Below are 6,295 nucleotides of genomic sequence, written 5' to 3'. Positions count from 1 at the left end.
GGTCTATATTTTTAAAGAGCTTTTTCTAACTTACCCAGCATTGAATGCCGTGTCGTTAGGGGTGCGTATCTTACGCTTCCCGTTTTGAGAGTCAAGAAGTTTTTTCAACTTTCTTTTTTCTCTCTACCGATTCGAGTTGTGACTTTCGTCTCACTCCGTGTCGGTGAGGCGGCATTATAGGGAGGTCTCAAAGTAAGACAAGCCTTTTTTTGAATTTATTTTCCGTTTGGTCAAAAAGAAATCAAAACGCTGAAAATAGAATAAAATTTCAACATTTGAGTCATGTCACATCAATGCGTTGGAAAAACAACAACCATATACGTAATATCTCTGTGTCTATTTTGTTAACAGGTAGACGTTACCTTTTTGCGAACTAAAAAGTTGTATTCCAATATGAATTCGAATAAATCGACCTTTATGGTTATCGCCTTAGCGGTAATAGGCGGGATCCTTTTCTCTCAGGTTCTAATCCATCCAGCTATTACTTTTATTATTGGTGTTTTTACTTGCGCTTTAGTTATCCAATTTTCGAACACCACCTCAATTGAAGATCAACCAGCGGACCAATCTACTAAGACTTTATATGTTGGTAACCTTCCATATAAAGCTAATGAGTCGAACGTTAAGGAGCTATTTTCTCAACACGGCGAAGTCTTTGCCGTCCGACTAATGAAAGACAAACGTACTGGTAAAAGAAGAGGGTTTGGTTTTGTGGTAGTGGCAGCCGCCGATGCGAAAGCGGCAATTGATGCTCTCAATGAGCATGAGTATATGCAGAGGACATTGAAGGTTCGTATTGCAAACGACCCTAAATCGTCAGAGGAAAATACTGAACAGGACTAAAACCTAATTCGTTAAGTGCTTTATTCAATGCTCCCTCTTCCCAAGGGGGAGCCGTTGCGAAGATTTCTCTTTTCCCCAACTCAGCTGTCTTCTCTTCTATTCCAAGTAACCCTTGCACTCGACGAGCAATGGCCTCCCCAGAGTCGATTAAGATCACCTCTTCACCGAGTACACTTTGAATCTCTTCTTTAATTAGCGGGAAATGAGTACAACCCAACACTGCGACATCAATATGATGAGCAACGGGTTTTAATACTTCACTTAGTTCTGATATGTCGATTGCATTGCCTCGAAGCTTTTCTTCCGCCATATCGACGAGGCGTGTCGAGCCCAACATCTCTACCGGTTTACTTTGAGAAAAGCTACGTACGAGGTCATGAGTGTATTCACGCGTGATAGTCGCAGGGGTCGCGATTAACCCCAACGCTTTATTCGCCAGGTTCGAGGCCGGCTTGATAGCTGGCACCACGCCCACTACTGGAATGGTAAGGTTGGCTCTAAGTGTCGGTAAGACGATAGTGCTGGCAGTATTGCAAGCAATGACAACGATATCGATTTGATGCTGTGCAACTAGGCGTGTGATGATCGCTTCTACTCGACGGATCAGTGTGTCATGGTCAAGCTCACCGTACGGGTACGCTTCATTATCGAAAATATAGGTGTAATTGAGCTGTGGAAGCTTGGCGACTATCTCTTTATAGACAGATAGACCACCTACACCAGAATCGAAAATTAGAACGTTAGCTGTTTGTGACACTTGAAAAACCCACTTAACTCGATGTGGCAATCATACTCAGAACACGGGCTTTGGCAATATCTTCGCGGTGTAACGTTGATAAGAGAAGCGTTCTCCTTGTTCTATATCAGTAAGTTGTAATTCAATCGAACCTTTGAAGCTGGCAGTTTGCGTCACTAAGGTATGAAATTCACCATTTTCTCCACACGGGTCTACCGATTTTGGCAGGCTGTCGATGAATGCTTGATCATACCAACGACCGCAGTAGTCTTGAGTTAATGCGTTGCCATCCACGGTTACCACTAGCGTTTTGATAACACGTCGAATGATTTCTTGCGCTAACACTTGGCTATCTTGTCCCATTAACGGAAAAACACACTCCCAACCTGCAGGTTCGATGTAACTACGACGGTAGTCTGCGATACCGTTGCAAAACATATCGCCGAATGCAACAGCATCAATCTTCAAGCCACTTTGTTTGAGTGCCTTCACGATCGAAGATTGGTACACCTCGTTACTAGGAAAGACAGCAGGCAGCTCGATTTTGATGAGTGGAAGCCCAAGTAATTGCGCTTGAAGTTCCAAAACCTTAATCGGCGTCGCTTGAAATGGCACTTCATCTTTAACAAAGGTCGTGTAAAGCCCTACGACATGATACTCGTCGCTTTCTAATAGCCTTTCGAGGGTAAGTGTCGAGTCTTTGCCACTCGACCAACTAATAATGACGTTCTTTTTCATAGTCTTTAGAAAAGTAAAACCGCCCGAAGGCGGTTTTAGGTGATTAGAATTGGTAGTTTAATGTTGCTAGTAAATTGCGTTCAGCACCTATGTAGTCAAGAGTGCCGCTAGCTGCAGTTTGGTACTCTTCATCAAGAAGGTTGTTAACTCTTAGCCCTAGCTTTAGTTGCTCTGTTGCTCTAACACCTAAGCCTAAATCAACCGTTGTATAGGACGGCAAGTATTCACCATTCGATTCAGGTCGCTCACCTGTATGCAAAACAGTCAAAGAAGCATCAACTTTGTCTACACTGATTGTAGGGCTCCAACTGAACTTATGCTCCGGACGACGGATAAGATCTTCTTTGGTTTCCTCATCTACTGCATCCAACCACTCAGCACCCAGTTTGTGGTCAATAGGTCCTGTGGAGAAATCAACAGCTAGCTCGATACCTTTCATCTCAGCTTTATTGACATTCTGGGGCACCCACTGTCCAGAGCTGTTTGGTGCCCATGCAATCAAATTGTCGAACTTAGAACGGTACGCCACTAAACTCCAGTCAAACAAGTCATGGTACCCATACACACCGACTTCAGTTGAACGTGACTCTTCTGGATCCAAATCAGGATTTCCACTTTGAGGCCAGTACAAATCATTAAATGTCGGCGCATTAAATGCTGTTCCCGAAGAAGCAACTAACTGAAATTGGTCAAATAGAAAATACCCAACAGCAACATTCCATGTGTTGTAACCACCAAACACGCTGTCATCATCACGACGTACACTTGCTTCAGCGGTTAAGTCACCAAATTCACCTAATGCGGTTAGAAACGCTGCACGGTTATTTTTATCCGACTTATCATAATCCTGAGTATTAGTACCACCACGTTTTGCTTCTTCTTTGGAGTAATCAAGGCCTGCATTCAAAACAATATTATTAAGACCTGTGTAAGTATTCAGCCAAGTTACTGACTGGCGCTCTCCGGTTAGCGTCGACTTTGCTATTTTTCCTGCGGCATCACCATCTTCACTATGATCCTTGCTACTGCCGACTTGTAGTTCAGAAGCAAACTCATCTCGCCAGTATCGAACCTTACCAGTTAAGCTATAAAACTCACCGTCCGTTTGCTTGCTTGGCCCATCAACAACATATTGATCGGCATACTCAACTTCAGAGTCTCTACTATAACCCGCAAAAGCCAGGCTCCAATTTTCTGTTAGCTGATGTTCTAAGTTACCGAATACGGTTTGGCTATCATAACCATGGGTTTCATCTTTTGGTGCTCCATCATAAATACGATAGCCATCACTTTGTTCACGGTTAAATATAAACGAACCTTTGGTCGCTTCAGATAGTTGTCCACTCGACTTCCAGCCTTGTTGATTCTGACCTTGGTCACCATAACCTAATAACAACTCATGAGTATTCGCTGCGCCCGTTGTCGAAATACTGATCACACCTCCCATTGCATCAGAGCCGTATACTGCTGCTCGAGGGCCGCGAATAACTTCGATTTTCTCAATTGCAAAGGCAGGGATCAGACCAATAGAGGCCTCACCTGCGGTTGGAGAATTAATACGAACACCGTCAACAATAACTAACGTATGTTTGCTAGCAGTACCACGGATATAGATCCCCGTGACATTACCTTTACTGCCTTGAGAGTTGATAGTGACCCCAGGAAGTGTCTTTAGAAGGTCCAACGCTGTTGTTGCCTGACTAACTTCAATGTCTTCACGAGTAATAACACTGGTCGACGCTAGTACGGACTGCTGGCTTTGCTCAAAACGGTTAGCAGTTACCACAACAGTTTCATCAACAGAAACTTCTTGGGCTAAAGAATAGGTAGAAGGGAGCAGCGACGCCACGGCAATCGCTAAAATAGATCGGTTCATTTTGTTGTCCTAAATCGCGTAAATCCTACCGAGTTTGAAGCGAGAGCTTCCAGTGATTAATACTCGGTTGCTGGCAGGTATTCGGACTCAAGAGCTGTTAACCTACTAACCCGACTTCCCGCATTTTTCCGAAATGCAGTGTCAAATGGGCGTTTGTTCTCTTTTACCGCTGCGCGTCAGTTCCGGATTCACACCGGATTCCCTTTTCAGCCATCTATACTTCTAGATAGCACCAGCTTGTGGCAGATACTATTAAGCTATTGATAGTTTGTCTAGTTTAGATTGTTATAAGCTATCGTTTTTACAGCGAGTAACAGGGTGAATTCCATGCAAGACTGGACATCAGGCGGGGATTGAATAAAATCTGCGCTCTTAAATAAAACGCGCTACGCACAAGCAATAACCCAAAGGTAATAATCATGGCGACTCTTGATGTAAATCCACAACGCTACCAAGAACAACTGGCAGAGAAAGTCGAGCGTCTTAACGAGATGTTCACTCAGTACAATGTGCCAGAGTTGGAAGTGTTTGAATCTCCAGAGCAGCATTACCGTATGCGTGCAGAGTTTCGTGTTTGGCATGAAGGTGAAGACCTTTACTACATCATGTTTAATCAAGAAACGCGTGAAAAATACCGTGTAGACCAGTTTCCTGCGGCTAGCCGTTTAATCAACGATTTAATGCCACTGCTTGTCGATGCGATGAAAGATAATGAATCGCTGCGTCGCAAACTGTTCCAAGTCGATTTTCTGTCAACGCTGAGCGGTGAGATCTTAGTGTCGCTACTTTACCATCGTCAGTTGGATGAAGAGTGGACTGAAAACGCTAAAGCACTAAAGCAGCGCCTGAATGACGAAGGGTTTAACCTCAACATCATTGGCCGTGCGCGTAAGATGAAGATTGTTCTAGACCGTGACTATGTGATCGAAAAGCTCGATGTTCACGGCCAGTCATACATCTACCAACAAGTAGAAAACAGTTTCACTCAACCCAACGGCAAAGTGGCGGAAAAAATGCTGGAATGGGCGGTTGACTGCACTCAAGACAGCAAAGGCGACTTGCTAGAGCTTTACTGTGGTAACGGTAACTTCTCTTTGGCACTGGCACAAAACTTTGACCGCGTCCTCGCGACAGAACTGGCAAAGCCGTCAGTAGAGTCGGCGCAATATAATATTGCGGCGAACAAGATCGATAACGTACAGATCCTGCGTCTGTCCGCTGAAGAATTTACCCAAGCGATTGAAGGCAAGCGCGAGTTCCGCCGTCTAAAAGATGCGGGCGTAGATTTGAAGAGCTACAACTGCAATACGATTTTTGTCGATCCTCCACGCGCGGGTATGGATATCGATACGTGTAAAATGGTTCAAGGTTATGAGCGTATTCTTTACATCTCCTGTAACCCAGAGACACTAAAAGAGAACCTAGACGTACTGTGCGAAACTCATAACGTGACTCGCTTTGCGCTATTTGACCAGTTCCCGTACACCCACCACATGGAAGCAGGTGTAATGCTGGAACGCAAAGCGTAATCCATGCTTCGAATTGAATTGTTAAAGCGCTCGCAGTGAGCGCTTTTTTATTGCGTGGTGAAAACTGCCACTTCACATTCGTGGTTTCAGTTCCACCACGTTACCTTCGGGGTCTTCGATATAGGCGGAACGTCCAAAACCTTGTGCGCCGTAGCGCTCGGCAAATTCCGTTACTTCAATGTCGTACTGGTTTAAGTAATCCACCAACTCTTGTTCATCAAACGCCGCAATTTGTAGGCAAAAGTGGTCGAGATTACGCCCGTCTTGTTGTGGAGCTTTACCACCAAGTTGTCCTAACTCGCTATCGACCACCACCAAATCAATGATCGACTCACCCGCTCTTAACTGAGTTAAACCTAAATCTGGCAATGTTCTTTCAATCGGGCACCCGAGTACCCGCTGATAAAAATGCAGCATGGCGCTGAGGTCGGTCGTTCTCAATACTACGTGGTCAATCGACTGCACAACTATCATTTTTCCTCCTATCCATTACCCCACTCTGTCAACAGTATAGCCCGTGGCTGACTTTAGAAATCAGCAAGATTTGAGCAAATAATTGAGGCATTTCTTGAT

The 6,295-nt window shown here is 44.5% G+C and carries 6 protein-coding genes and 1 riboswitch; of the genes, 2 read left to right on the top strand and 4 right to left on the bottom strand.

Annotated features, from left to right (window positions below):
• Positions 1 to 393 precede the first annotated feature (393 nt).
• Positions 394 to 843 (top strand): RNA recognition motif domain-containing protein, encoded by a 450-nt coding sequence (locus AKJ31_RS19480; RefSeq protein WP_053410702.1) that lies wholly within the window; start codon positions 394 to 396, stop codon positions 841 to 843.
• Here the strand turns inward: AKJ31_RS19480 and murI are convergent.
• From murI to AKJ31_RS19465, 3 genes are read right to left on the bottom strand one after another with little or no spacing between them, the layout of a single operon-like run.
• The gene (gene murI / locus AKJ31_RS19475; RefSeq protein ID WP_053410701.1) at positions 809 to 1,600 is read right to left on the bottom strand and encodes a glutamate racemase; all 792 of its coding nucleotides are present in this window, start codon (positions 1,598 to 1,600) and stop codon (positions 809 to 811) included. The two genes, AKJ31_RS19480 and murI, sit on opposite strands and share 35 nt — an antisense overlap.
• 36 nt (positions 1,601 to 1,636) lie before the next feature.
• Complete coding sequence (locus AKJ31_RS19470; RefSeq protein WP_053410700.1) at positions 1,637 to 2,317, bottom strand: Dph6-related ATP pyrophosphatase; 681 nt, start codon at positions 2,315 to 2,317, stop codon at positions 1,637 to 1,639.
• A 43-nt stretch (positions 2,318 to 2,360) separates the two neighbouring features.
• Positions 2,361 to 4,193 carry a TonB-dependent receptor domain-containing protein gene (locus AKJ31_RS19465; RefSeq protein ID WP_053410699.1) on the bottom strand — a complete coding sequence of 611 codons (1,833 nt, stop codon included), beginning with the start codon at positions 4,191 to 4,193 and terminating at the stop codon, positions 2,361 to 2,363.
• Positions 4,194 to 4,248: 55 nt separating this feature from the next.
• Positions 4,249 to 4,445, bottom strand: a riboswitch (cobalamin riboswitch).
• A gap of 167 nt (positions 4,446 to 4,612) precedes the next feature.
• On the opposite strand from AKJ31_RS19465, the gene trmA reads away from it, so the two are divergent.
• Positions 4,613 to 5,722 (top strand): tRNA (uridine(54)-C5)-methyltransferase TrmA, encoded by a 1,110-nt coding sequence (gene trmA, locus AKJ31_RS19460; protein ID WP_053410698.1) that lies wholly within the window; start codon positions 4,613 to 4,615, stop codon positions 5,720 to 5,722.
• A 72-nt stretch (positions 5,723 to 5,794) separates the two neighbouring features.
• Here trmA and AKJ31_RS19455 read toward each other — a convergent pair whose 3' ends face one another.
• Positions 5,795 to 6,196 carry a VOC family protein gene (locus AKJ31_RS19455; protein ID WP_053410697.1) on the bottom strand — a complete coding sequence of 134 codons (402 nt, stop codon included), beginning with the start codon at positions 6,194 to 6,196 and terminating at the stop codon, positions 5,795 to 5,797.
• Positions 6,197 to 6,295: the final 99 nt, after the last annotated feature.

Origin of the sequence: Vibrio hepatarius, assembly GCF_001274785.1 — a bacterium.
Classification (GTDB): domain Bacteria; phylum Pseudomonadota; class Gammaproteobacteria; order Enterobacterales; family Vibrionaceae; genus Vibrio; species Vibrio hepatarius.
The sequence above is the reverse complement of the archived record's forward strand: the minus strand, read 5'-3'. Positions and strand labels throughout refer to the sequence as shown.